The organism is Bacillus sp. S71, assembly GCF_016625265.1.
In the GTDB taxonomy this organism is placed as follows: domain Bacteria; phylum Bacillota; class Bacilli; order Bacillales; family Bacillaceae_G; genus Bacillus_A; species Bacillus_A cereus.
On the sequence record NZ_JACVUW010000014.1, the window covers coordinates 1 to 23,142 of the forward strand.

Consider the following 23,142-nt stretch of genomic DNA (forward strand, 5'->3'; position numbering starts at 1 on the left):
CACCGCCCTTTCACGGCGGTAACACGGGTTCGAATCCCGTACGGGTCATACTAAAAGAGATAGCATAAACTGCTATCTCTTTTTTGTTGTGTATAGACATAGAAGAAGCTATGACAGATTATAAATAATAAGTTTAAAATAGGATTACCTTTTCTCATGCATAAGAAGAGATAATCCTATTTTTTGAACATGTTTTAACTCTCTATTGAATGTCCATCTTGTTTAATAACAGCATGATTATATGCGAAGTGAAGAGTTTTGTATCCTAAAAGTGCAATAGTGAAGGCAAGGCCTCCTGCTATAATAGCCACACTAAATCCTGCTCGAGCTCCAAAATTATCAATAACTAAACCAGCTATCGCTGATCCTAGGGAGACTCCAATTCCAAGTCCTGTAATTGCCCAAGTCATTCCTTCTGTTATTTTTGATTCAGGTACGATTCTTTCCACAAGCCCCATAGTAATAATCATAGTAGGAGCGACAGATAGTCCTGCAAAGAAGACAATAACTATTAGCCAAGCAATAGTATTTACGAAAAATAGTGGCAGCATTGTTATCATGGAAAGTGTGACTGCTATTAGAAATTGATTATAGGGTGGAGCATTGAGTTTAAGAGTACCGAAAATAAGGCCTGCCAGGCATGAACCGATTGCATAGACAGAAAGTACAAAGCTAGCAGCTACTGCGTTTCCTTGATGTTCAGCAAAAGCTACACTAACGACATCTATTGTGCCAAAGATAGTACCTATAGCAATGAGTGTGAATACTAGTACTCGCAAAGAACCAATTTTAAATACTGTTCCTTTGTTTGTAATGTCGCCAGGGTGTACAGGTGGTTCTGTGCTTTTTTGTAGGATGAATAGGCATACCCCAATTGTAAGAAAAACAGATGATAAAAGTGGCCCTGCTTCTGGGAAGAACATAACACTTAAACTGACAGATAATACAGGACCAATTATGAAGCAAATTTCGTCGACGACCGATTCAAAGGAAAATGCTGTATGCAATTTATGGGATCCACGGTATAGTTTAGTCCAACGTGCACGTACCATAGCTGACATATTTGGCATACAACCTGCACATAAGGCGGATAGAAATAGCGTCCAATAAGGAGCTTCATATTTCGTACATAGAAGTAAGAGGATCGTAAAGAAAACACTGATACCTGTAGTCGGAAGAAGTATGCGAGATTGCCCTAATTGATCGGCCATCCGAGAAATATGAGGAGCTAGTAAAGCAGATGATAATGTAAAGGTGGCTGCAACAGCTCCAGCAAGCCAATAGTCACCACGTAACTGAGATAACATTGTAACAATACCAATGCCCATCATTGATATGGGCATCCGAGCTATAAACCCTGCTAAAGAGAATCCTTTTGTACCAGGAGCACTGAAAATCTCACGGTAGGAATTAAACATAATAATCACCAAAGTATTTGACGTTTGCATATACATTCTTCATTCTTTTAAATCCTCCTCTGTTTCATTAATACCTTCTATAAAAAGGGACATTGAGTCAATGTAGGATATAGGTAAGAAGTTATATTATCTTGTAAGCTAGAAATAATTTACATACGCACCGTATGTAAATATCATATTGACATACGGTGCGTATGTCAATTGAAATGTTTTATCTCTGGATAGAGAGCCGATGTTTAAAGGAGTTATTCTTTTATATAGAGAACGATACTATAGTGCAATTCATTTTGAATAAAGAGAATGAATAGAAGTAGGAGGAAAAGATGATTAAAAAAACGAGAGCAGAAATGATTACTGAAACACGTGCTAAATTGCTGAGTGCAGCAAGAGAGGCCTTTGGTACAGTTGGATATGTAAATACGTCTATGGATGATTTTACAGCATCTGTCGGTTTAACACGTGGTGCAATTTATCATCATTTTGGTGATAAAAAAGGATTGTTAGAAGCAGTTGTAAAAGAAATTGATATCGAAATGGATAATAAATTAGGGAAAGTATCAGATGAAGCGGAAGGAAAATGGGAAGGGTTTGTTGGACGTTGTCGTGCGTATTTAACGATGGCACTTAATCCAGAAATTCAGCGAATTGTATTTCGTGATGCACCAGCAGTATTAGGAAATAGTTATTATCAATCATCGCATTCGCAATGTTTAACGACGATGGCGGAGATGCTTCAGCAATTAATGAAAGACTGTATTATTGAAAAGACGGACTGCGAAGCTTTAGCAAGATTCATAAATGGTGGACTAGTGGACCTTGCTTGTTGGATTGCGAATTCTGAAGATGCAGAAGCACATTTGTCTAAAGCTTTGCATAGCCTATCACTTATATTGAATGGTTTATTATTAGAAAAGAATGCATGATTTTGAATAATATCTTTTTATTAATATACGGTAATAGTTAAAAGGGAGGTGGTAAAGTATATGCTAATTCATTTATGTCACCGTAGTCTATATAGGCCAACTGACGTCCAGCGTATAAGGAGATAATGTGTTAGTTTGATTATAGAAATTGAATTTAGTTATAGGGAATAATCAAATCACATTCTTTTTATTCACAATCTAAAGAAAACGCCTCCATTGAAATTGATTCCACACCTATTCTAATAACTTTACACTCTATGTGAAAAAGTTCACAAATAGGTCATAATTTGTGAACTTTTTCACAATAATACGTGCTACAATATGAATGTAAAGAAGTTAAACAACATTAAATTAGTATTTTAATTAATTACTTAAACAATCATAAAAAATAGATGTGAACAATAGAGAGGGGAAATTACCATGAAAAAAGGTATCAATCGTGTAGTATTAGTAGGAACAGGAGCTGTAGGTTGTAGTTACGCTTACTCAATGATCAACCAAGGTGTAGCTGAAGAGTTCGTATTAGTAGATGTTAATGAAGCAAAAGCAGAAGGGGAAGCAATGGACTTAAGCCATGCGGTACCATTCTCTCCATCACCAACAAAAGTTTGGAGCGGTAGCTATGCAGATTGTAAAGATGCAGATTTAGTAGTTATCACTGCTGGATTACCACAAAAGCCAGGTGAAACTCGTTTAGACTTAGTTGAGAAAAATACAAAGATCTTTAAACAAATCGTTCGCGGTATTATGGATAGTGGATTCGATGGAATCTTCTTAATCGCAACTAACCCAGTTGACATTTTAACTTACGTAACTTGGAAAGAATCTGGTTTACCAAAAGAGCGCGTAATCGGTTCTGGTACTACTTTAGACTCTGCTCGTTTCCGTTACATGTTAGGTGACTACTTAGATGTAGATCCACGTAACGTTCATGCTTACATCGTTGGTGAACACGGTGACACTGAACTTCCAGTATGGAGCCACGCTACTATCGGTGTACAAAAACTAGAAACAATCTTAGCTAACAACGAACAGTACAATCAAGAAGACTTAGATAAAATCTTCGAAAACGTACGTGATGCAGCTTACCATATTATCGAGCGTAAAGGTGCAACTTACTACGGAATCGGTATGTCACTACTTCGTGTAACTAAAGCAATCTTAAACAACGAGAACAGCGTATTAACTGTATCTGCATACCTTGAAGGTCAATACGGAGAGAAAGATGCTTACGTAGGTGTTCCAGCTGTAATTAACCGCGAAGGTGTACGTGAAATCGTAGAACTTGAGCTAAATGAAGATGAAAAAGCGAAATTCGCTCATTCTGTAAAAGTATTAAAAGAAACAATGGCACCAGTACTATAATAATTGCTAAATAATTCAGAGGTGGGAAACTGCTTCTTACCTCTGAACTTATATAATTTAATATAAATTCCTTTTCCGGTTTCCCTTGTATATCCCCAATATACCCCTTTTGCTGGATAAGGGTCGTTTATAGAAAAGAGCACTCTACTTTACGTAGAGTGCTCTTTATTATCCCGCATTAACGGGCAGTAAGATCCCCACCTCAAAATGCAGCGAAAGCAAAGAAGTTAGTTTGGTGATCAACTGCCCGTAAAAGCCCGATTGGTGAGGGCTGATAATCAGTAGGGGATGAACACCCCCCACTGATTAAAGTTTCACTTTATCATTTTTTAGGCGTTAATCCCAATTTCTTTAAAATATCTGTCAGTGTACCGCTTTTTGATTTTTCTACAGGTGTTTGTGATTTAGATGCATCTGGCCCTTTTTTCAAGAAGTTCTTTTCAACGAAGCGAATATCTTTTTCGTCGACAATCCCATCTTTATTAAGGTCTCCGTCTTTTACAGTTAGTCCTTTTTTACCATAGTTGCTAGCGATAATTTCAGCATCTTTAATATCGATTACTTTATCAGCATTTACATCGCCGGCAAGGTTTTCGTCAGGTCTTGCATAATAATATTGGCCAAGCAGCTTACCGTCTTTTTCAGTACCAAGTTTCGTTGTTAGGCGGCTTGTTAAATGTCCTGGCACTTCTACATATAGGTTATAGTCGCGTTTATTAACTGGAAGTCCATTTAGTTTGAAGTACCCATATTTATCTAGTGAACCTTCAAACTTATGACGGTAAGAATCAGTTGCGTATACTTTTACGCCAAGCTTTGCATAATCAAACTTTTCATCTAAATATCCACGTTCATTTAAGAATGCACCAGGTTTAATATTTCCTTCTACTAGTGAATTTAAGGACATAACTGAGAATGTTTGATCTTGAAGTACACGCATTCTATTTGGTTCTGATTCACCTTGTTTCCAGTAAACAAAAATTGGTGACTCTAATTGAGCGTTTGCTTCATAAAATTCATCATTTTCTACTTTGAAAGTTACATCAATGAACGGGAAATCACCATCTAATCCAGCAAAGTTTTTGTCATCGATAGTGCCGCCAACTGTAACCGAACCTGCCTCTAGTTTCGGTTCATTTACTTTTGCGGTTACTCCTTTTTCGGAAAGTAGCTTTTCAAAAGCAGGATTAAATTTTGCATTTGCAAATTTGAAGTTCTTCTCTAGGAAGTTTACATTAAATTGCCCAGCAACAAATTGTTTTACGTGTTTTGCGTTTAGTGTTACTGTGAACTCGTCATTTTTATATAATTCTTTTTTATCGTAACTAGCTTTCGCATATTGAGCACCTTGTGGGATAAACCAGTAGTTATTTACACCGCTTGGATAGTCAGCTCCTGCAGTTGCATAATCGAAAATATATACGCCTGTGTTCATTGGACCTTCCGTTCTGAAGGAGTCAGGTGTAATGCCAACTTTAAAGTCGCCATTTGCATTAATCGGTAAAAACTTATGCAAGTATGGAGAATAGTCATAGTACATAACGCCATTCGCTTCTTGCGTAATGTTTAATCCTTTTCCTTTTAAGTAGTCAACGTTTGAATCGTATACATTTCCTTTAATCCATAGTGCTTTTTTGCCATCTTCTACTGTATAATTTTCTTCATTTAACTCGTAAATACCAGGTTTTAATCCAGTTAGTTTCACTTCTGGTGGGGTATTATCAATTACAACATAATCACCTTTTACACGTGCTTTCCCAGCCTTATCATAACCGACAAACTCAATTGTGTAGTCTCCTTCTGGTAAGTTGATTTTCTCATCACCAATTGGTTTTGCAGGATCATTTGTAAAAGGATACACTTTTCCATTAAAGAATGAGTCTAAGTAGTAATACACATCAGTTTTTAGTCCACTTGTGTTTAATGTCCCAATGAAGCCCAGAGCTTTATCTGTTTTGGAATCTTTTACGATAAGATCTAACGTTTCAAGTTCGCTGTTTAATTGGAATGCCCCGTGAACATACGATTCACCGTATGGATTAAATTTAGATGTATCAGTTGAAATTGCTTTTCTTGATAGTATTGCATTTTCAATACCAGGCTCTGATACACGAATAGAGAATGGGATTTGATATGTTTCTTCTTTATTTTTCGTGTTCGTAATATGAATATATCCTTCATATCGGCCTTGTTTTACACCGGCTGGAACATTAATTTTTGCTTCAATTTCACCTGCTTTGCCAGCATCAAGAGTAATTGTTTCTGGAGCAGAGATTTTTACACCGTTTGCGACAGCATCGTTAATAGTAGACGAAGCTGGTGTATAAGAAATTTCTGTTTTAAATTCTTTTTTCTCTTGTTTATTATGATTAGTTACTTTTATATTTCGTTTTTGTTCAAGAGCTTCACCGTCTTTTTGATAAAACTTACCGAATGCAATAGATCCAGTTTCTTCGGGCACTTCAATTACTTCATCATTTACAACAGTTTGTGTCGTATCTAATACTTTAAAGCTTGTTTCTGTACGAACGGCGTTGTAAGCATCTACTCGCCCAGCTCCAACTTCATACACCGAATATTTTTCTTTTAAATCATCAGCTGTGTTCATAAGAGACGCTTTTACATCGAACGGAGAGTAGTCTGGGTGTTCTTGTAAAATTAGAGCAGCAACGCCAGCAATATGAGGGGAAGCCATAGATGTTCCTTGCATACGCTCATAGGAAACAGCGTAGTTTTCACCCTCTTGCGGGTCGTTAATATATTCAGGAACTGTTGAAAGGACAGCGACACCAGGCGCTGTAATATCAGGCTTAATATCATCATTTGCTGTAACAGGACCGCGTGAGCTAAAGTCTGCAAGATGATCGCCTTCTGTTTGAATGTAATTAATTTCATCGAAAGTTAAGGATGTGCTACCTTGTTCAATTTGAGTTTTTAGTTTTTCACCGTCTTCTTTCGTTAGGCGGAATGTTGGAATGTATTTTGTGCTTTCACCAACGTAGAAAGGAATTTCTCCATCCACGTTGTTATAAATAATAACGGCCTTTGCACCTGCTTGTTTTGCGTTAGCAATTTTTTCATCAAATGAGGTTGTACCACGTGCAACGAGAGCGATTTTTCCTTTCACATCTTTTTTACTAAACTCGTCAGGCGTACCGATTCCTACAGATTCAATAGGTAAAGTTTGTCCCTTGAAATCTTCTATTTTATCAGTGAAGTTTTTGCCGAACAAAATTAGGTTAGGGAATTGTAATTGTCCAGCATGACCTGATAGTTTCGGTAAGGAAATAGAGCTATCACTGGCTCCAACCGTAATAGCAAATGGCGAAGCACCTGGTGATCCGAGTGTTGATGGAGTCGGTCCAGAGTTACCAGCAGCAACGACTGTAACAACGCCTGAAAGCATCGCGTTATTAACAGCGATAGATGTTGGATCAAGAGGATTGTTGCTATCATCACCTAACGATAAGTTAATAACGTTCATACCGTCAGAAATAGATTTATCAATTGCAGCGATAATACCTGAACTATCTCCACTTCCGTATGGACCGAGTACACGATAGTTATACAGTTCAATGTCAGGTGCAACACCTTTTACTGCTGAATCAGATTGGTTCTTCTTTTGAGCAGAAACGATACCTGCTACGTGAGTGCCGTGGGCTGTGTAGAAGGCAGAACCACGGTTATCAAATTCAGGAGCACCAGATTGTTGCCATTCTGAATAAGTAGTTTCCATTGGATCTGCATCATTATTAATAAAGTCCCAACCCTTTACTGAATTTGGATCTACTTTGCTAGAGTCCTCGCCAGGTTTTGCGCGATAGCCTTTATATACGTCTTTTAAGTCAGGATGATTGTAATCAATACCTGTATCTAATACGCCAACTTTAATTCCTTTTCCAGTAATGCCCTCACTATGTAACTTATCTACTCCAATTTGCGGGATGCTATCTGTTAGTTTTTGAGGTGCTTTTTGCTCAGCTTGTTTTGGTAAATTTAATTTCACTTCGTAATCTTTCCAAATACGTTTTACAACACCAATTCGTAACAACTCTTCAACTGTATTTGCTGGTAATGTCATCGCAACACCATTTATCGCATGCTTATAAGAACGTTTAATTTGTACAGATTGGAAGTTTCCTGATTTTACTGATGGGCTGAATTGATAAAGACGTTTTAGTCCTTTTTCGAATTCTTCATGTTCTTGATCAATACGTGCTTTTATATTTTCTGGAGCAGCTTGTAATCCTTTTTCTTTTTGTTTTAATTCATTAATCTTTACTGGAGCAGTTTGAAATTCTACAATGATATTTACAGGCTCAGAACTACTCGTATTAATATCTGGTGAAATTGTAAAACCAGGGTTGGCATCTACCGTTTGTAATGCTAGGCGTTGTTCTTTAGAAAGCTTCGATAATATAGAATGAGCATTTGAAGATTCAATTTGGTTAATAGGACTTTCAGCAAGTACATTGAACGGAATGGCAGTTGAAAACAGAACGCCAGCCGTTACAATTCCAGTAACAAAACGGTTTTTCTTTTTCATTTATAGGCCTCCGGTAATATATATTTTTAAAAATTATTTCTCCACACCTGCTGTTTGCTCAGCATGGAATGTCCAGTTTAGCTGCAGGGAATCACCTTGAAATTTATTTTGATCTTGGTCGTTATCTTCAAATGAGAAGAGGACATGTAAGTAATCTGTTTCACCAGATTTAATACCATCTATTAAGTTATGACGTTCTAGAGACGTAGCGACATCTTCAGGTTTCATAGTTTTTAATTGTGATAGTTTTGTTTCCCACAAAATCTCATGATCATCGTTTGGATTAGATGGCTGTCCATCATTCACTAGAAACTTGACGATAATGTGATCACCTAAATCTTCACCGACATTATTTTGCGTTGCATCTGTAACTTCATATGATGTTTCAAGTGCTACTTTTGCAATATCCAATGTACCTTTATTTTCAAGCTTGAAGTTCCTTTCAATAAAATCACCTGGTTTTAAATCTTTCACATTAACGATTACACTTGGATTAATAGAAAGATCTAGTGTTCCAGCTTGAAATGAGTTACTCGATGTTTCTGAATCACTGAAATAGGCGAATACACCTCCGAATGTAAGGGATAAACCAAGTGAAGCGGTGACAACTCCCATTCCTACTTTTTGTTTTAATGACATAAGAAAGCCCCCTAGTTAAATTTTTATAGCAATCGTTCGCAACAAGGATAAATAAGTAAACATAGTAGTCCGCTATGAATTATAGTTACGAAAGATCATAGTTCTTTATTGAGAACAAGTATATGCTTATGAATTTCACGTTTCAATAAAAATATGACAAAAAATGTTGAGAAACATTTTTTTATTACAGATTATTTTGTTTTGATTTTGAGTGGAAAATAGCATGAAAAATAGTATAAACCTAATAAAATAAAGGTTGAGAAAAAAATAATAGGCGTAAATATAGAAGTAGAATGAAGCGTTTACAATGAATATTCGTCAAAATTCGATATTTTACACAGAAATGTGAAGAAAAACTAACATTTTTAAGAAAAAAACGAATGTTTTTTATAAATTAACAAGGATATTGCAGTTTTTCGCAGAAATAGTTAAAGTATAAAAAATTCTGTCATCTAAGTGAGGTGAGCATATTGAGTGTAATAAATTGTGAAGAAGTGAAACGAGATGAGTTTCATACAGAAAAGTACTATGAAAGTTATAATATCTTTGGCGCGCATGTTGTGACGGAAGATGAGATTCAAGGGGTACGATTTACAGTGTGGGCTCCTCATGCGAAAGCAATGAGTGTTGTTGGGGATTTTAATGAGTGGGATTATGAGCAACATAAGATGCTACAAGTGACAGAAGAAGGCATTTGGTCCTTATTTATACCGCATATTGAAGAAGGAGAAATATATAAATATGCGATCGAAACGTTGGCTGGTGACGTCATTTTAAAGGCAGATCCGTATGCTGTATATGCAGAAGTAAGACCGAATACGGCATCTGTAGTTTTTGATATAAAAGGATATGAATGGAATGATAAAAACTGGAATCGTAAGAAAAAGAAAAAATCGATTTATAAAGAAGCGATGACAGTTTATGAATTACATTTTGGTTCTTGGAAAAAGAAAGAAGATGGAACGCTGTACTCTTACAGGGAAATGGTTGAAGAGCTCATCCCGTATGTGGTGGAACATCAATTTACACATATTGAAATTATGCCGCTTGTTGAGCATCCATATGATCGTTCTTGGGGATACCAAGGAACGGGATATTATGCAGCGACGAGTAGATTTGGTACGCCGCATGATTTAATGCATTTTGTCGACGAATGTCATAAATATGGAATCGGTGTCATTTTAGATTGGGTGCCGGGGCATTTTTGTAAAGATGCTCACGGTTTATATTTGTTTGATGGTACACCGACCTATGAATATAAAGATAAAGATGTACAAGAAAATCCAGTATGGGGAACTGTCAATTTTGATTTAGGAAAGAGAGAGGTACGTAATTTCTTAATTTCAAATGCGTTATTTTGGATGAGATATTTCCATATTGATGGTTTCAGAGTTGATGCAGTTGCGAACATGTTGTACTGGAATAAAGAAGGACAAGAGCAAAGTAATGAGCATGCTGTTTCATTTTTAAGGGAGTTAAATGAAGCAGTGTTTGCAGAGGATGAAGATTTTCTTATGACGGCAGAAGATTCAACAGCTTGGCCACTTGTAACAACTCCAACGTATGAAGGTGGGCTTGGATTCAATTACAAATGGAACATGGGCTGGATGAATGACGTGCTGAAATATATGGAGTGTGCGCCTGAATATAGGAAACACATTCATGAGAAAATGACGTTTTCTTTACTATATGCGTACTCTGAAAACTTCATATTACCGCTTTCTCATGATGAAGTCGTTCATGGGAAAAAGTCGTTATTAAATAAAATGCCAGGTGATTACTGGGATAAGTTTGCTCAACTTCGTTTATTATATGGATATTTCTTTACTCACCCAGGAAAGAAGTTACTTTTCATGGGAGGAGAATTCGGACAGTTTGATGAGTGGAAAGACCTCGAAGATTTAGATTGGAATTTACATGATTTTGAAATGCATCGTTATATGCATGATTACTTTAATGAGCTCATAGCATTGTATAAGCGCTCAAAACCACTTTGGCAACTTGACCATTCACCTGAAGGTTTTCAGTGGATTGATGCTAATAATAATGAGCAAAGTATTTTCTCTTTTATTCGCCAAGGGGATAAACAAGAAGATGCGTTAGTTGTCGTATGTAATTTTACGAAAGCTACATATGATAACTATAAAGTAGGTGTACCAGATTTCGAGTATTATAACGAGATTTTAAACAGTGATGCACAGCAATATGGCGGTTCGGGGCAAGTGAATAAGAAACGTCTTAAGACAATTCTAGAACCGTACCATAATCAAGCGGCACATGTAGAGATTACAATTCCACCATTCGGCGTATCCATATTACGACCAGTGAAGACGAGAAAGGGGAGCAAAAAACAAGATGGCTCAAAAACAAAAGTGCGTAGCAATGTTACTAGCAGGGGGAAAAGGTAGTCGTTTAAGTGCATTAACAAAAAATTTAGCCAAGCCAGCTGTTCCATTTGGTGGTAAATATCGCATTATTGATTTTACGCTAAGTAACTGTGCGAATTCTGGTATTGAAACGGTTGGGATTTTAACACAATATCAACCACTTGAACTTCATAATTATATCGGAATAGGAAATGCGTGGGATTTAGACCGAGTAAACGGTGGGGTCACAGTATTACCTCCTTATGCGGAGTCTTCAGGGGTTAAGTGGTATACAGGTACGGCAAGTGCCATTTATCAAAATTTAAACTATTTAAGTCAGTATGAACCGGAGTATGTTCTTATTTTATCAGGCGACCATATTTATAAAATGGATTACAGTAAGATGCTAGATTACCATATTGAGAAAGAATCGGATGTATCCATTTCTGTTATTGAAGTACCTTGGGATGAAGCGAGTCGCTTTGGCATTATGAATACAAATGAAGAGATGGAGATTGTTGAGTTTGAGGAGAAACCACAATTTCCAAGAAGTAATCTTGCATCGATGGGAATCTATATTTTTAATTGGTCAATTTTGAAAGAGTATTTAGAGATGGATGCAAGAAATCCTGAATCTAGTAATGATTTTGGAAAAGACGTCCTTCCGCTTTTATTAGATGAAGGGAAGAAGCTAATGGCGTACCCGTTTGAAGGATATTGGAAAGATGTTGGAACGGTGAAGAGCTTATGGGAAGCGAATATGGATTTGCTTCGCGATGAAACATCACTGAATTTAAACGATCGTAATTGGCGTATTTACTCTGTCAATCCAAACGAACCGCCTCAATATATTGCTGAAAAGGCGAAAGTAGAAGAATCGCTTATTAACGAAGGGTGCGTCATTGAAGGGGACGTGAAGCATTCTGTGTTATTCCAAGGAGTGACGGTGGAAGAAGGTAGTATGGTGATTGATTCTGTCGTTATGCCAGGGGCTAAGATTGGTAAAAATGTTGTGATTGAAAGAGCGATTGTTGGATCAGAAATGGTTATCGAAGATGGAACAATCATTCGTCCAGAAAAGAATGTTGACGATGTAGTATTAATTGCTGAAGGGAAATAGAAAAGGGGGATGAAATGAATGGGAGAAAAAATGTTAGGAATTATTAATGCAACGGGAAGTTTTCCTTCCTTAAAGAAAGTAACAGGGCATCGTTCACTAGCGGCGTTACCGTTTGGGGGCCGTTATCGACTCATTGATTTCATGCTTTCAAATATGGTGAATTCTAGTATTCATAGTGTGGCAGTTTTTACAAGCCATAAAAACCGTTCGTTAATGGACCATGTTGGTTCAGGAAAACAGTGGGATTTAGATAGAAAACGAGACGGACTATTTTTATTCCCGCCAAACTGCCAATGTGACCAAGATGAGTTTGGGTCTTTTGCACACTTTAGAAGACATATTGATTATTTTCTAAGAAGCAGAGAAGAGTACGTTGTTATTACGAATAGCCATCTCGTAACAGCATTAAATTTTCAAGCGGTGTTAGAGCGACATATACATACGGCAGCTGATATTACGGAAGTTTGCCATGAAGGGGTTTCGCTTCAAACATACGTGTTAAAGAAACAATTATTATTAGATTTATTTGAGACATATAAAGATGTGGAGCAATACAGTTTATTTGATGTAGTGAGAGAGAAACGCGGGAAATCATTACACATTGCTACATATGAACATACTGGATATGTAGCAATTATTGACTCGATCGAAAGTTACTATAAACATAGCTTAGAAATTTTGCAACCTGCTATTTGGAAGCAATTATTTAAGAAAGAAGCACCGATTTTTACGAAAGTAAAAGATGAGCCACCAACTCGTTATCTAAAGGGTGCAGTTGTGAAAAATACAATGATTGCAAATGGCAGTATTATTGAAGGGGAAGTAGAAAACAGTGTTGTTTCCCGTTCAGTTAAAATTGGAAAAGGATCAATTATTCGTAACAGTATTATTATGCAAAAGAGCCAAATTGGAGATAACTGTATAATAGACGGTGTTATTATTGATAAAGACGTGAAAATTGGCGACGGTGTCGTATTAAAAGGAAATATCGATGAGCCGTATGTTGTAGAAAAAGGAAGCGTACAAAACAGTACGATTAATAGTTATTCCTAAAGAATCAGTGGGGGCTTTTTCCTCCACTGATTAAAGTTTTAATTTAAATGAAAACTCGAAGGGAGGAAGCTGCAAGAGGAGTAATAAAAACTTTTCGCGCAGTGGGACAACAAGTGAATATTTTATTTGCAGTATCAGAATGTGTACCGTTTGTGAAATCGGGAGGATTAGCTGATGTAGCGGGTGCGCTCCCAAAAGAGCTGAAAAAATTAGGAGTGGACGTTCGTATTATACTTCCGAATTATAGCCTCATTCCGAAAAAGTTAAGAGATGGGTGTACGTTACATAAAGTAATTAACGTCCCGCTCGGGTGGAGAAATCAATATTGTGGAATTTTAAAAGGTGAGCAAGACGGAATTACGTATTACTTAATAGATAATGAATATTATTTTAAGAGAGATTCTCTGTATGGTCATTATGATGATGGGGAGCGTTTTTCTTATTTCTCAAAAGCAGTGTTAGAGTGTATTCCACACCTTGACTTTGAAGTGGATGTTCTTCATAGCCACGATTGGCATACGGCTATGGTTAATTTCTTATTTCGTGAAAAGTATCAAGATAACCCGTTATATGAGCGTATTAAAACGGTATATACGATTCACAACTTGCAGTTCCAAGGAGTATTTCCTCCTGAAGTGATGTACGACTTGTTAGAGCTTGGTGATGAATATTTTCATAGTGAGCAGCTAGAGTTTTATGGAAACATAAACTTTATGAAAGGCGGTATTATCGCTTCGGATCAAATTACAGCGGTGAGCCCGACGTATAAAGAAGAAATTCAATATGAATTTTTCGGTGAGAAGCTAGATGGATTACTGCGAAAATATAATGATAAGCTTAGCGGCATTGTAAATGGTATTGATACGAGCGTATATAATCCAGAAACGGATTCGTATATTAAGGCTCAGTATGATGCAGAGTCATTATATGAAAAGAGTGAAAATAAACGCGCCTTGCAGCGTTATTTTGGTTTGCCAGAAAAAGAGGATACACCAATTATTTCAATGGTAACGAGATTAACGAAGCAAAAAGGTCTTGATTTAGTACGCACTGTATTCCGCGAAATAATGGAAGAAGATGTACAATGTATTATTTTAGGTTCAGGTGATTCGGAATATGAGCAATTCTTTGAGTGGATGGCATATGAGTATCCGGAGAAGGTAAAAGTTTATATCGGATTTAATGAAGAATTAGCGCACCAAGTGTATGCGGGAAGCGATTTGTTTTTAATGCCATCGCTGTTTGAACCGTGTGGACTTGGACAACTTATCGCATTAGCGTACGGTACGATTCCAATTGTAAGAGAAACAGGTGGATTAAACGATACGGTACATTCTTATGATGAAGAAACTGGAGAAGGAAATGGTTTCAGTTTCACGAATTTTAATGCACATGACATGCTGCATACGATTCATCGTGCAATTGAATTTTATCACGATAAACCAGTGTGGGAGCAGCTTGTAAAACAAGCAATGACTGAAGATTATAGCTGGGAGCAATCGGCTCTTGCTTATAAGGAATTGTATAAAAGTCTCATGGAATAACATGTAGGTGGTGAAAAAATGTTTACTCATGTTGAAAGTTTTAAATCAACTTTTCTAGAAAAGTTAGAGACGATGTATGGGAAAAGTTTCAAAGATTCTACAACTCGTGATCAATATAATACGCTCGGCCATATGGTACGTGAGTATATGAATAGTCAATGGATTGCAACGAATGAGAGTTATCGATCCGGAGAGCAAAAGCAAATGTATTACTTGTCTATTGAATTTTTGCTTGGACGTTTGCTTGGAAGTAACATCTTGAATTTAGGTATTAGAGATGTATGCGAGCAGGGGTTATCTGAACTAGGGATTTCGTTGCAAGAGTTAGAAGAAGTGGAAGCAGATGCAGGCCTTGGTAATGGTGGGCTTGGACGCTTAGCAGCCTGTTTTCTCGATTCACTTGCATCTTTAAACTTGCCAGGACACGGCTGTGGAATTCGTTATAAACATGGTTTGTTTGATCAGAAAATTGTTGATGGTTATCAAGTTGAATTTCCAGAACAGTGGCTTCTTCATGAAAATGTATGGGAAGTAAGAAGGCATGATCAAGCTGTGGAAGTAAGTTATTTCGGCAGTGTTGAACCGCTAGAAATTGACGGGCGTTTAGAATTTAGGCATACAAATGCAGAAGTCATTATGGCAGTGCCATATGATGTGCCGGTAGTAGGCTATGAGACGAGTACTGTAAACACACTTAGACTTTGGAATGCTGAACCAGTTCCTTTCCCGCAAAACTGTAAAGATATTTTGAAATATAAGCGCGAAACAGAGGCTGTATCGGAGTTTTTATATCCAGATGATACGCATGATGAGGGGAAAATACTTCGTTTAAAACAACAGTATTTCCTCGTATCAGCAAGTTTACAAAATATTGTTCGAATGCATAGAGAAAGATATGGTGACCTTCGTCAACTACATGAAAAAATTGCGATTCATATTAACGATACACATCCGGTTTTAGCAATTCCAGAACTGATGCGTATTTTACTAGACGAAGAAAAGTTAACATGGGAAGAAGCTTGGCACATAACGACGCAGACGATTTCTTATACGAATCATACGACGTTATCAGAAGCGCTCGAAAAGTGGCCAATTCACATTTTTAAACCGTTATTACCGAGAATTTATATGATTATTGAAGAGATTAATGAACGTTTCTGTCATGAACTTTGGGAACGTTATCCTTATGAATGGCATCGCATTGAAGACATGGCAATTATTGCGCATGATCTTGTGAAAATGGCTCATTTAGCAATTGTCGGTAGCCATAGCGTAAACGGTGTAGCAAAAATTCATACGGAAATATTAAAGCAGCGGGAAATGCGATTGTTTTATGAATTTTATCCAGATAAGTTTAATAATAAGACGAATGGAATTGCTCATAGGCGCTGGCTTATGAAAGCAAATCCACAGCTAACAAATCTCATTTCAGAGGCGATTGGAACAGAGTGGAAGAAAGAACCAATTAAGCTTCAATCGTTGCAAACAGTTCAATATGATGCTAGTTTCCAAGAGAAATTTGCAGAAGTAAAACAAGAACGTAAAGAGATTTTAGCAGAGCGCATTCATCATACAATGGGGATTACGATTGATCCAAATTCTATTTTTGATGTGCAAGTGAAAAGATTACATGCTTACAAACGACAATTATTAAATGTTCTTCATATTTTATATTTGTATAACCGTTTGAAAGAGGATGCTAGTTTTACATTTTATCCGCGTACTTTTATTTTTGGAGCGAAAGCATCACCTGGATATTATTATGCGAAAAAAATTATTAAATTAATAAATGAACTCGCAAGAAAAGTAAATAATGACCCGTATGTCAGTCAATATATGAAAGTTATCTTTCTAGAAAACTATCGAGTTTCTTTAGCGGAAGATATATTCCCAGCGGCGGATGTAAGTGAACAAATTTCAACGGCGAGTAAAGAAGCATCGGGAACAGGTAATATGAAATTTATGATGAATGGTGCGATTACACTCGGAACGTTAGACGGAGCTAACATTGAAATAAAAGACCGGGTTGGTGATGATAACTGTTTCATTTTCGGCTTAACAGCGGAAGAGGTTCTTCATTACTATCAAAATGGTGGATATCGTGCAAGTGATTATTATCACCACAATAGGCACATTAAAAAAGTAGTTGATCAATTAACAAATGGTTTCTTTGCACAATCGGGAGCAGAATTTGAAGCGATTTATGATTCTCTCGTTATTCAAAATGATGAATATTTCGTTCTGCGAGATTTTGGCCCATATGCTGAAAAACAAGAAGCTGTCGGTAGAGCTTATGAGAACCGAACAAAGTGGCTAGAAATGTCGATTTTAAATATTGCACAGTCTGGTCATTTTGCGAGTGATCGAACGATTTTGCAGTACAGCAATGAAATTTGGGGTATTGGTAATGCAGTTAAACAGTTTTAAAGAAGTTGCTATATTGGGAGATATATTATCGATTTACCAACAAAAATGGATATTAATAAATAAAACGGGCTTAATAAAATTAAGCTCGTTTTATTTATTTTGCTTAAGAAAGAAATGGAACAGTGGTATATATGATACCTGCCCCATCATACTCTCCTGTCGCAAAGTATGAAAATGTAAAGAAACCTGTGACCGTAAAAATTACAATAAGAAAAAGTGTGAAGATAAATTTTAACATGTAAGGTCCCCTCATCCAAAAATAACTTCATAGAGTATTATAGTATACGAATATTTTATTTCCAATTGTTTACTGGTTAAAAATGAGAAGTCAGACATGTTTTGTATGTTGTAATGGAATGATTATTTGTAATGGATTTTGTATTTTTTGTAAATGTCATATTGTGATGGACGTGTGCATACTCCCAATCATGATCATTAAAATTTATGTTTCGGGGAGGGAGAAGTGGAACGACATCGAACAAGTTGACGAAACGAAAGCTACTAGCTACTTGTAGTTTATAATAATTTCGAAAAGCGATATCTCCTACTTTTGGAGAAGCGAATGTATAAAGTCCATACTGTGCGAAGGCAGTATTTATACGTGCATCTAATATGTGTAATGTGGCAAGCGCACCACCTAGACTATGCCCAGTAGCTAGCAGTTTTTTATGTGCTGGCAATGATACGAGCATATCCATAATAGAATCACGACAAGACTCATAAATAGAGAGAAAGCCGTTATGGACATTTCCGCTATTTAAAGCATAAGGATAAGGTTTTTGATTGACGAGAGAGTCAATAATCCAATCAGGGTCTGTTTGAGTGCCCCTGAAGGCAACGATAATTGTATCCTCAGATTCTAATATAAACCCGAACCATTCTGTTGTTTGAATGGCTTTTCCTTGAAACCCTTGTACATATTGAAAACCATCTGGTATTTCGAAAATACCATTTTGTTTATATTGTTCATACGTTAACTCACAACAAGAAGCTAACAGTATGGCAGTATCTTTATCAAAGGATAAAGGAGTACGCATTAAGGAAGCCCTCCTTAAGAAAAGGTATAGTTTAATATATGCGGTGAGGAACTTGATTCATGCTTTTGGAAAAAAGACTTGAACCTACAGTTACGTGAGGGAGTATGATTTTTGTAAACATATTGTTAGGAGGAGTGTAAGATGAGCAAAAGGGAAGGCTGTTCAATTGGTGAGTTTGCAAAGAGGACAGGCACATCAATACGGACACTACAATATTACGATGAAATTGGACTACTTAAACCTGGAAAGAATGTTAGCTCTGGTCACCGTGTGTACAAAGGAAAAGATATATTAGAACTACAGAAAATAGTGAGTCTTAAAGTATTAGGATATAGTTTAGAAGAAATACGCGTTATGCTGAAAATGCCAAGTTTGAATGTAAATTTAAAAGAAACGTTGGAACAACAAAGAAAAGCCTTTGAAGAAAAGAGAAGACACATTGAAGTTTCGATAAAGGCGCTTGAACGAACAATGGTATGTCTTGAGGAAGATGAAGAGTTGGATAGTGACATATTAATGAGTCTAATTAACAGCATTCAAAAAGAAAACGAACAACGTTTATGGCTTGAAGGATATGTATCAAAAGACTTGGCTGATGGATTATATAATAAGTCGGAAGAAGAGGGCATAGCACTTGATAAAGAGTTTGTGCGTTTAGCAAAAGAAGTGAAAAGGTTATTTGGAAGACAAATTGAGGATTTAGAAGTGCAAAAATTGGTTGATGAACATATGAAGGCGACTCTTAAGTATGTTGGTGAAGAGGCAATGTATTCTTTAGGTAAATTAGAGAATGTAGAAGAACAATATAATAATATGATGCCATCTCCTTACAAAGAAGAAGAAGAGGCATGGCTTAATGAAGCGATGGAGTATTATATGATTCGAAATGGTATGTATAGCCCTCCGCAGTAAAAATAAAGTGCCATAGTCATAAACTTTAGAGAAATGCCTCCGATGTTTTTTTACATTGGAGGCATTTTTTACTCTTTTCCATCTAAAAGGTGAACAAGGCCACCTAATATACTACTTTCACCAGTACTTTATAATGCTGGTCTTGTAAGAGGTTTGAAAAAATAGCCTGTATATATTTGAACGATGATTACCTATTTACTTGTGTTTGTTCGCACTATATACTGAAAATTTCGGGAAACAAAACATATTATTTATCTGTTTGTTTTTGCTTTTTTTTCAAATACTCCGCACGTAATTGTTCAAGTTTTTGCTTTTTATCAAATTTGGCAGGCTTCTGTTTTTCATGAAACTTTGCCACAGCTACCTGACTTTTGGAATCCAATTGATATTTTCCCACTTTGTTCACCTACTTTTCTTGTCTTGAAAGAGAATCTATTCAACAAATATAATATACCTTATTTTACTGAAGTAAACCTTATTACTTTATTTCATCTGCTTTTTCTCGTTTGTAGACGTAAATTAAAACACCCTTTCACTGCATTACTGCAAGCAAGGGTGTTTAATTTTAGTATTATATTAGTCGATGGACAAGCCTGCATAAGGGCCCTTTTTACTCTTTCCCATCCAATAAACGACCAAGGCCACCTAATACACTACCTTCACCAGTACTTTGCGCTGCTGGGCTTGTAAGGCGTGCTGCTAATCGGCTAAGTGTTAAGGACTGAATCCAAACTGTTCCAGGACCTTCTAATGTTGCGAAGAATAAACCCTCGCCGCCAAATAGAGCTGTTTTTACTTTACCAACGAATTCGATATCATAGTTAATATCTTTTGTCATGGCAACGAGACAACCTGTATCAATGCGAAGTTTCTCACCAGGTTTTAATTCACGTTTATATACAGTTCCACCTGCGTGCATGAAAGCAAGGCCGTCACCTTCAAGTTTCTGCATGATAAACCCTTCACCACCGAAGAAACCAGTTCCTATTTTTTTCGTAAATTCAATTCCGATAGAAACACCTTTTGCGGCACAAAGAAAGGCATCTTTTTGACAAACTACTTTTCCTTGATATTCTGTTAAATCTACAGGAATAATTTTACCAGGATAAGGAGCAGCAAATGAGACGTGGCGTTTGCCGTGACCTGTATTTGTAAATACAGTCATAAACATACTTTCGCCTGTAACGAGACGTTTACCAGCGCCCATTAATTTGCCGAATAAACCGTTAGATGGGCCAGAACCGTCACCAAAGATTGTTTCCATTTCAATGTAATCTTCCATCATCATCATTGCGCCAGCTTCTGCGATAACGCTTTCTTTTGGATCTAATTCAATTTCAACAAACTGCATATCATCGCCATATAGCTTATACTCGATTTCATGTGCTTGCATTTTTTCACCTCATAAATATGTAGTAATTATATTGTACAGAAGTTAAAAGAATTAGAGTACTGTATTTTTGTTAATTTTTGAATAAAAATAGAATAAAAATTTAAGGTTATACTAGGATTATAAAAAATGATGGAATGAAAGTGTTCTCATTTGACGTTTTCGATATAGCATGATATAGTGAAAGCACTATTGAGCTACATAATGTGGTACGGAAATAAAGCACGTTGTATTAAAGGCTGTAAGCTTGTTATACATTCATGTCCTTTATATCCACCTTTTCATGTGGATTCATAGTTTCATTTTTATTTAGGAGGTACATGACATGCAAACAGGTAAAGTTAAATGGTTTAACGGCGAAAAAGGTTTTGGCTTCATCGAAGTTGAAGGCGGAGAAGACGTATTCGTACATTTCTCAGCTATCCAAGGCGACGGCTTCAAAACTTTAGAAGAAGGTCAAGAAGTTTCTTTCGAAATCGTTGAAGGAAACCGCGGACCACAAGCAGCTAACGTTACAAAAAACTAATTAGCTAGCGATAAAAAGCATTCCGATTTTCGGAATGCTTTTTTTTATTCTTTGGAACTAGATTCATTTGAAGATAATTCGCCCTTAAAGGTACGCTCTTCAAAGTCATCAAGCATTTGTTCATATTCTTCATGCTCTTCTGTAGCGAAAACTTGTGGGTTTTTCCCGTACATATCCGTACCGATAAAGTTTTCAAAATCCTCCACGTAGCCTACGTTTTCTTCACTATTTACATACATGCCATTATAGTTTTTTGAATCTTGTCTTTCTAAATCAGACGGCGTTTCAGATGTTCCGTAATTTGCGACATCTTGCCACGCATCTTCCGCATCGTACTCAACAGAATGATCCTCATCATGCTTGTGGAAAGAAGGAGACAACACTTCTTCTTCAACTGGCCGTGTATTCATATTTAACTTATTTGTCGCGTGCTGTATGCATGTTGTAGCAGTCGGCATTGCTTCCAATCTTTCAAATGGAATTTCTTCGCCAGACACTTCACAAATGCCGTACGTACCCGCTTCTATTTTTTGTAGGGCATGTTTCGTCTCCTCAAGCTGTTTATGCCAAAGTTCAATAAGCCCGAAGTCTTTTTCCCGTTCATATAGCTCTGTAGCCATATCACCTGGATGGTTGTCATAGCTAGACAGTTCTCCTACTGAATCGCGTTCAGAAGCACGATCTGTATTTTCATGAGTTTGTATCGTTTGTTCCAGTTCTTGTTTTTGTTTTTCTAAAATGGATTTAAATTGACCTACTTGTTGTGGAGTTAACATAGTCGTCCACCTTCCTACAATTCAGTTTCTTTACATAGTATGAGCGTTGAGAGTAGGAATTATGAGATGAATTTCAGATATGAAAAAGGAGCCGCATAAGCAGCTCCTTTTATAGAAAGTATCCAAGTAATAATCCGATTCCCATTAGGAAACCGAAGATTGTATTTGTTTTTGCTGTTGCAATCATCGCAGGTACCATTTCCATTGGAATGCTTTTGCCGATAAAGCCTTTCGTCGCTTTAAATGCTTTCGGTGCACTTAAAAATACGATAAGCATCCATGGTGATACGATGCCTACGATAATTAAAGCAATTGTCCAAATGTAGGAAACGATGAACATCGAAGCAAGTACACCAACCGCTCGCTCGCGTCCAACGAGAATTGCTAACGTTTTACGACCGTTTTCTTTATCGCCATCCAAGTCACGAATATTATTAGCTAGTAAAATGGCACCAATTAAAATGGAGCTTGGAATAGATAGTAAAATGACTTCTGATGTTACAGTGCCAGTTTGAATAAAGAATGAAATCCCAATAATAATGACACCCATAAATAATCCGGCTGTCAACTCTCCAAATGGTGTATATGCAATTGGAAGTGGGCCACCTGTATAAAGGTAAGCAACGGCCATACAAACAAGACCGATTGCAGCAAGCCACCAACTAGAATTTATACAAATATAAACACCTAATAGTATTGCGATGCCGAAAAATCCAAATGCTAAGTTAAGCACTGTTTTTGGCTGAATGCCATCGCGAACGATAGCGCCGCCGATACCAACTGAACCTTCGTGATCAAGTCCTCTTTTATAATCAAAGTATTCATTAAACATGTTTGTTGCTGCTTGAATGAGAAGACAAGCAAGAAGCATCATAAGGAAAAGAGGAAGATGTATTTGATTTATACCTCCGACCTGCATCGAATATGCTGTTCCGATGAAAACAGGTACGAAAGCGGCTGTTAATGTATGGGGACGTAGTAAACTCCACCAGATGCGCCAGCCTGTTTGCTTACTTGGCTTTGGCGCCGTAGGAGAGGAATTCGTTTTGACGTTCATTTCCATGTTGAATCCTCCTTTGGTCACATATTGTACACAACTA

At 36.8% G+C, this 23,142-nt stretch carries 18 protein-coding genes; 9 read left to right on the forward strand and 9 right to left on the reverse strand.

Features of this window, described 5'->3' with window-relative positions:
• Positions 1–194: 194 nt before the first annotated feature.
• Positions 195–1,418: an MFS transporter gene (locus IBT51_RS22780; protein ID WP_095691521.1), complete on the reverse strand. Its 1,224-nt coding sequence runs from the start codon at positions 1,416–1,418 to the stop codon at positions 195–197.
• A gap of 323 nt (positions 1,419–1,741) precedes the next feature.
• Here IBT51_RS22780 and IBT51_RS22785 point away from each other — a divergent pair, with 323 nt between their 5' ends.
• The gene (locus IBT51_RS22785; protein WP_098678744.1) at positions 1,742–2,341 is read left to right on the forward strand and encodes a TetR/AcrR family transcriptional regulator; all 600 of its coding nucleotides are present in this window, start codon (positions 1,742–1,744) and stop codon (positions 2,339–2,341) included.
• Between the two features lie 420 nt (positions 2,342–2,761).
• Positions 2,762–3,706, forward strand: coding sequence for an L-lactate dehydrogenase (locus tag IBT51_RS22790; protein WP_000715346.1), 945 nt, complete (start codon positions 2,762–2,764; stop codon positions 3,704–3,706).
• 322 nt (positions 3,707–4,028) lie between these two features.
• Here the strand turns inward: IBT51_RS22790 and IBT51_RS22795 are convergent, their stop codons facing one another.
• The gene (locus IBT51_RS22795; protein WP_098851921.1) at positions 4,029–8,252 is read right to left on the reverse strand and encodes a S8 family serine peptidase; all 4,224 of its coding nucleotides are present in this window, start codon (positions 8,250–8,252) and stop codon (positions 4,029–4,031) included.
• Between the two features lie 33 nt (positions 8,253–8,285).
• A complete protein-coding gene (locus tag IBT51_RS22800) occupies positions 8,286–8,891 on the reverse strand; it encodes a CalY family protein (protein WP_053563456.1) in 606 nt (201 codons plus the stop codon).
• A 470-nt stretch (positions 8,892–9,361) separates the two neighbouring features.
• Here IBT51_RS22800 and glgB point away from each other — a divergent pair, with 470 nt between their 5' ends.
• From glgB to glgP, 5 genes are all read left to right on the forward strand, one after another.
• Positions 9,362–11,299, forward strand: a complete 1,938-nt coding sequence (glgB, locus tag IBT51_RS22805; RefSeq protein WP_053563457.1) for a 1,4-alpha-glucan branching protein GlgB — start codon at positions 9,362–9,364, stop codon at positions 11,297–11,299.
• Entirely contained in the window at positions 11,247–12,377 is a 1,131-nt protein-coding gene (gene glgC, locus IBT51_RS22810; RefSeq protein ID WP_000057604.1) for a glucose-1-phosphate adenylyltransferase, read from the forward strand. The genes glgB and glgC overlap by 53 nt, the downstream gene beginning before the upstream one ends.
• An 18-nt stretch (positions 12,378–12,395) precedes the next feature.
• Positions 12,396–13,430 carry a glucose-1-phosphate adenylyltransferase subunit GlgD gene (gene glgD, locus IBT51_RS22815; protein WP_069356391.1) on the forward strand — a complete coding sequence of 345 codons (1,035 nt, stop codon included), beginning with the start codon at positions 12,396–12,398 and terminating at the stop codon, positions 13,428–13,430.
• Positions 13,431–13,543: 113 nt separating this feature from the next.
• The gene (glgA, locus tag IBT51_RS22820; protein ID WP_197235678.1) at positions 13,544–14,974 is read left to right on the forward strand and encodes a glycogen synthase GlgA; all 1,431 of its coding nucleotides are present in this window, start codon (positions 13,544–13,546) and stop codon (positions 14,972–14,974) included.
• Positions 14,975–14,992: 18 nt separating this feature from the next.
• The gene (gene glgP / locus IBT51_RS22825) at positions 14,993–17,401 is read left to right on the forward strand and encodes a glycogen phosphorylase (RefSeq protein WP_200458616.1); all 2,409 of its coding nucleotides are present in this window, start codon (positions 14,993–14,995) and stop codon (positions 17,399–17,401) included.
• 103 nt (positions 17,402–17,504) lie between these two features.
• On the opposite strand, the gene IBT51_RS27260 is transcribed toward glgP, so the two are convergent.
• Positions 17,505–17,639 carry a hypothetical protein gene (locus tag IBT51_RS27260; RefSeq protein WP_016079902.1) on the reverse strand — a complete coding sequence of 45 codons (135 nt, stop codon included), beginning with the start codon at positions 17,637–17,639 and terminating at the stop codon, positions 17,505–17,507.
• 76 nt (positions 17,640–17,715) lie between these two features.
• Complete coding sequence (locus IBT51_RS22830; protein WP_001260112.1) at positions 17,716–18,438, reverse strand: lipase family protein; 723 nt, start codon at positions 18,436–18,438, stop codon at positions 17,716–17,718.
• 141 nt (positions 18,439–18,579) lie between these two features.
• Here IBT51_RS22830 and IBT51_RS22835 point away from each other — a divergent pair, with 141 nt between their 5' ends.
• Positions 18,580–19,350, forward strand: a complete 771-nt coding sequence (locus tag IBT51_RS22835; protein WP_200458615.1) for a MerR family transcriptional regulator — start codon at positions 18,580–18,582, stop codon at positions 19,348–19,350.
• Between the two features lie 247 nt (positions 19,351–19,597).
• Here IBT51_RS22835 and IBT51_RS22840 read toward each other — a convergent pair whose 3' ends face one another.
• Positions 19,598–19,747, reverse strand: coding sequence for a hypothetical protein (locus IBT51_RS22840; protein ID WP_000521637.1), 150 nt, complete (start codon positions 19,745–19,747; stop codon positions 19,598–19,600).
• Between the two features lie 213 nt (positions 19,748–19,960).
• Positions 19,961–20,743 (reverse strand): TIGR00266 family protein, encoded by a 783-nt coding sequence (locus IBT51_RS22845; RefSeq protein WP_001147841.1) that lies wholly within the window; start codon positions 20,741–20,743, stop codon positions 19,961–19,963.
• Between the two features lie 322 nt (positions 20,744–21,065).
• On the opposite strand from IBT51_RS22845, the gene cspD reads away from it, so the two are divergent.
• Positions 21,066–21,266 carry a cold-shock protein CspD gene (gene cspD, locus IBT51_RS22850; RefSeq protein WP_001193052.1) on the forward strand — a complete coding sequence of 67 codons (201 nt, stop codon included), beginning with the start codon at positions 21,066–21,068 and terminating at the stop codon, positions 21,264–21,266.
• A 44-nt stretch (positions 21,267–21,310) separates the two neighbouring features.
• Here the strand turns inward: cspD and IBT51_RS22855 are convergent, their stop codons facing one another.
• Positions 21,311–22,042 (reverse strand): yteA family sporulation protein, encoded by a 732-nt coding sequence (locus tag IBT51_RS22855; protein WP_000957398.1) that lies wholly within the window; start codon positions 22,040–22,042, stop codon positions 21,311–21,313.
• Between the two features lie 109 nt (positions 22,043–22,151).
• The gene (locus IBT51_RS22860; protein WP_000425766.1) at positions 22,152–23,105 is read right to left on the reverse strand and encodes a 1,4-dihydroxy-2-naphthoate polyprenyltransferase; all 954 of its coding nucleotides are present in this window, start codon (positions 23,103–23,105) and stop codon (positions 22,152–22,154) included.
• Between the last annotated feature and the right edge of the window lie 37 nt (positions 23,106–23,142).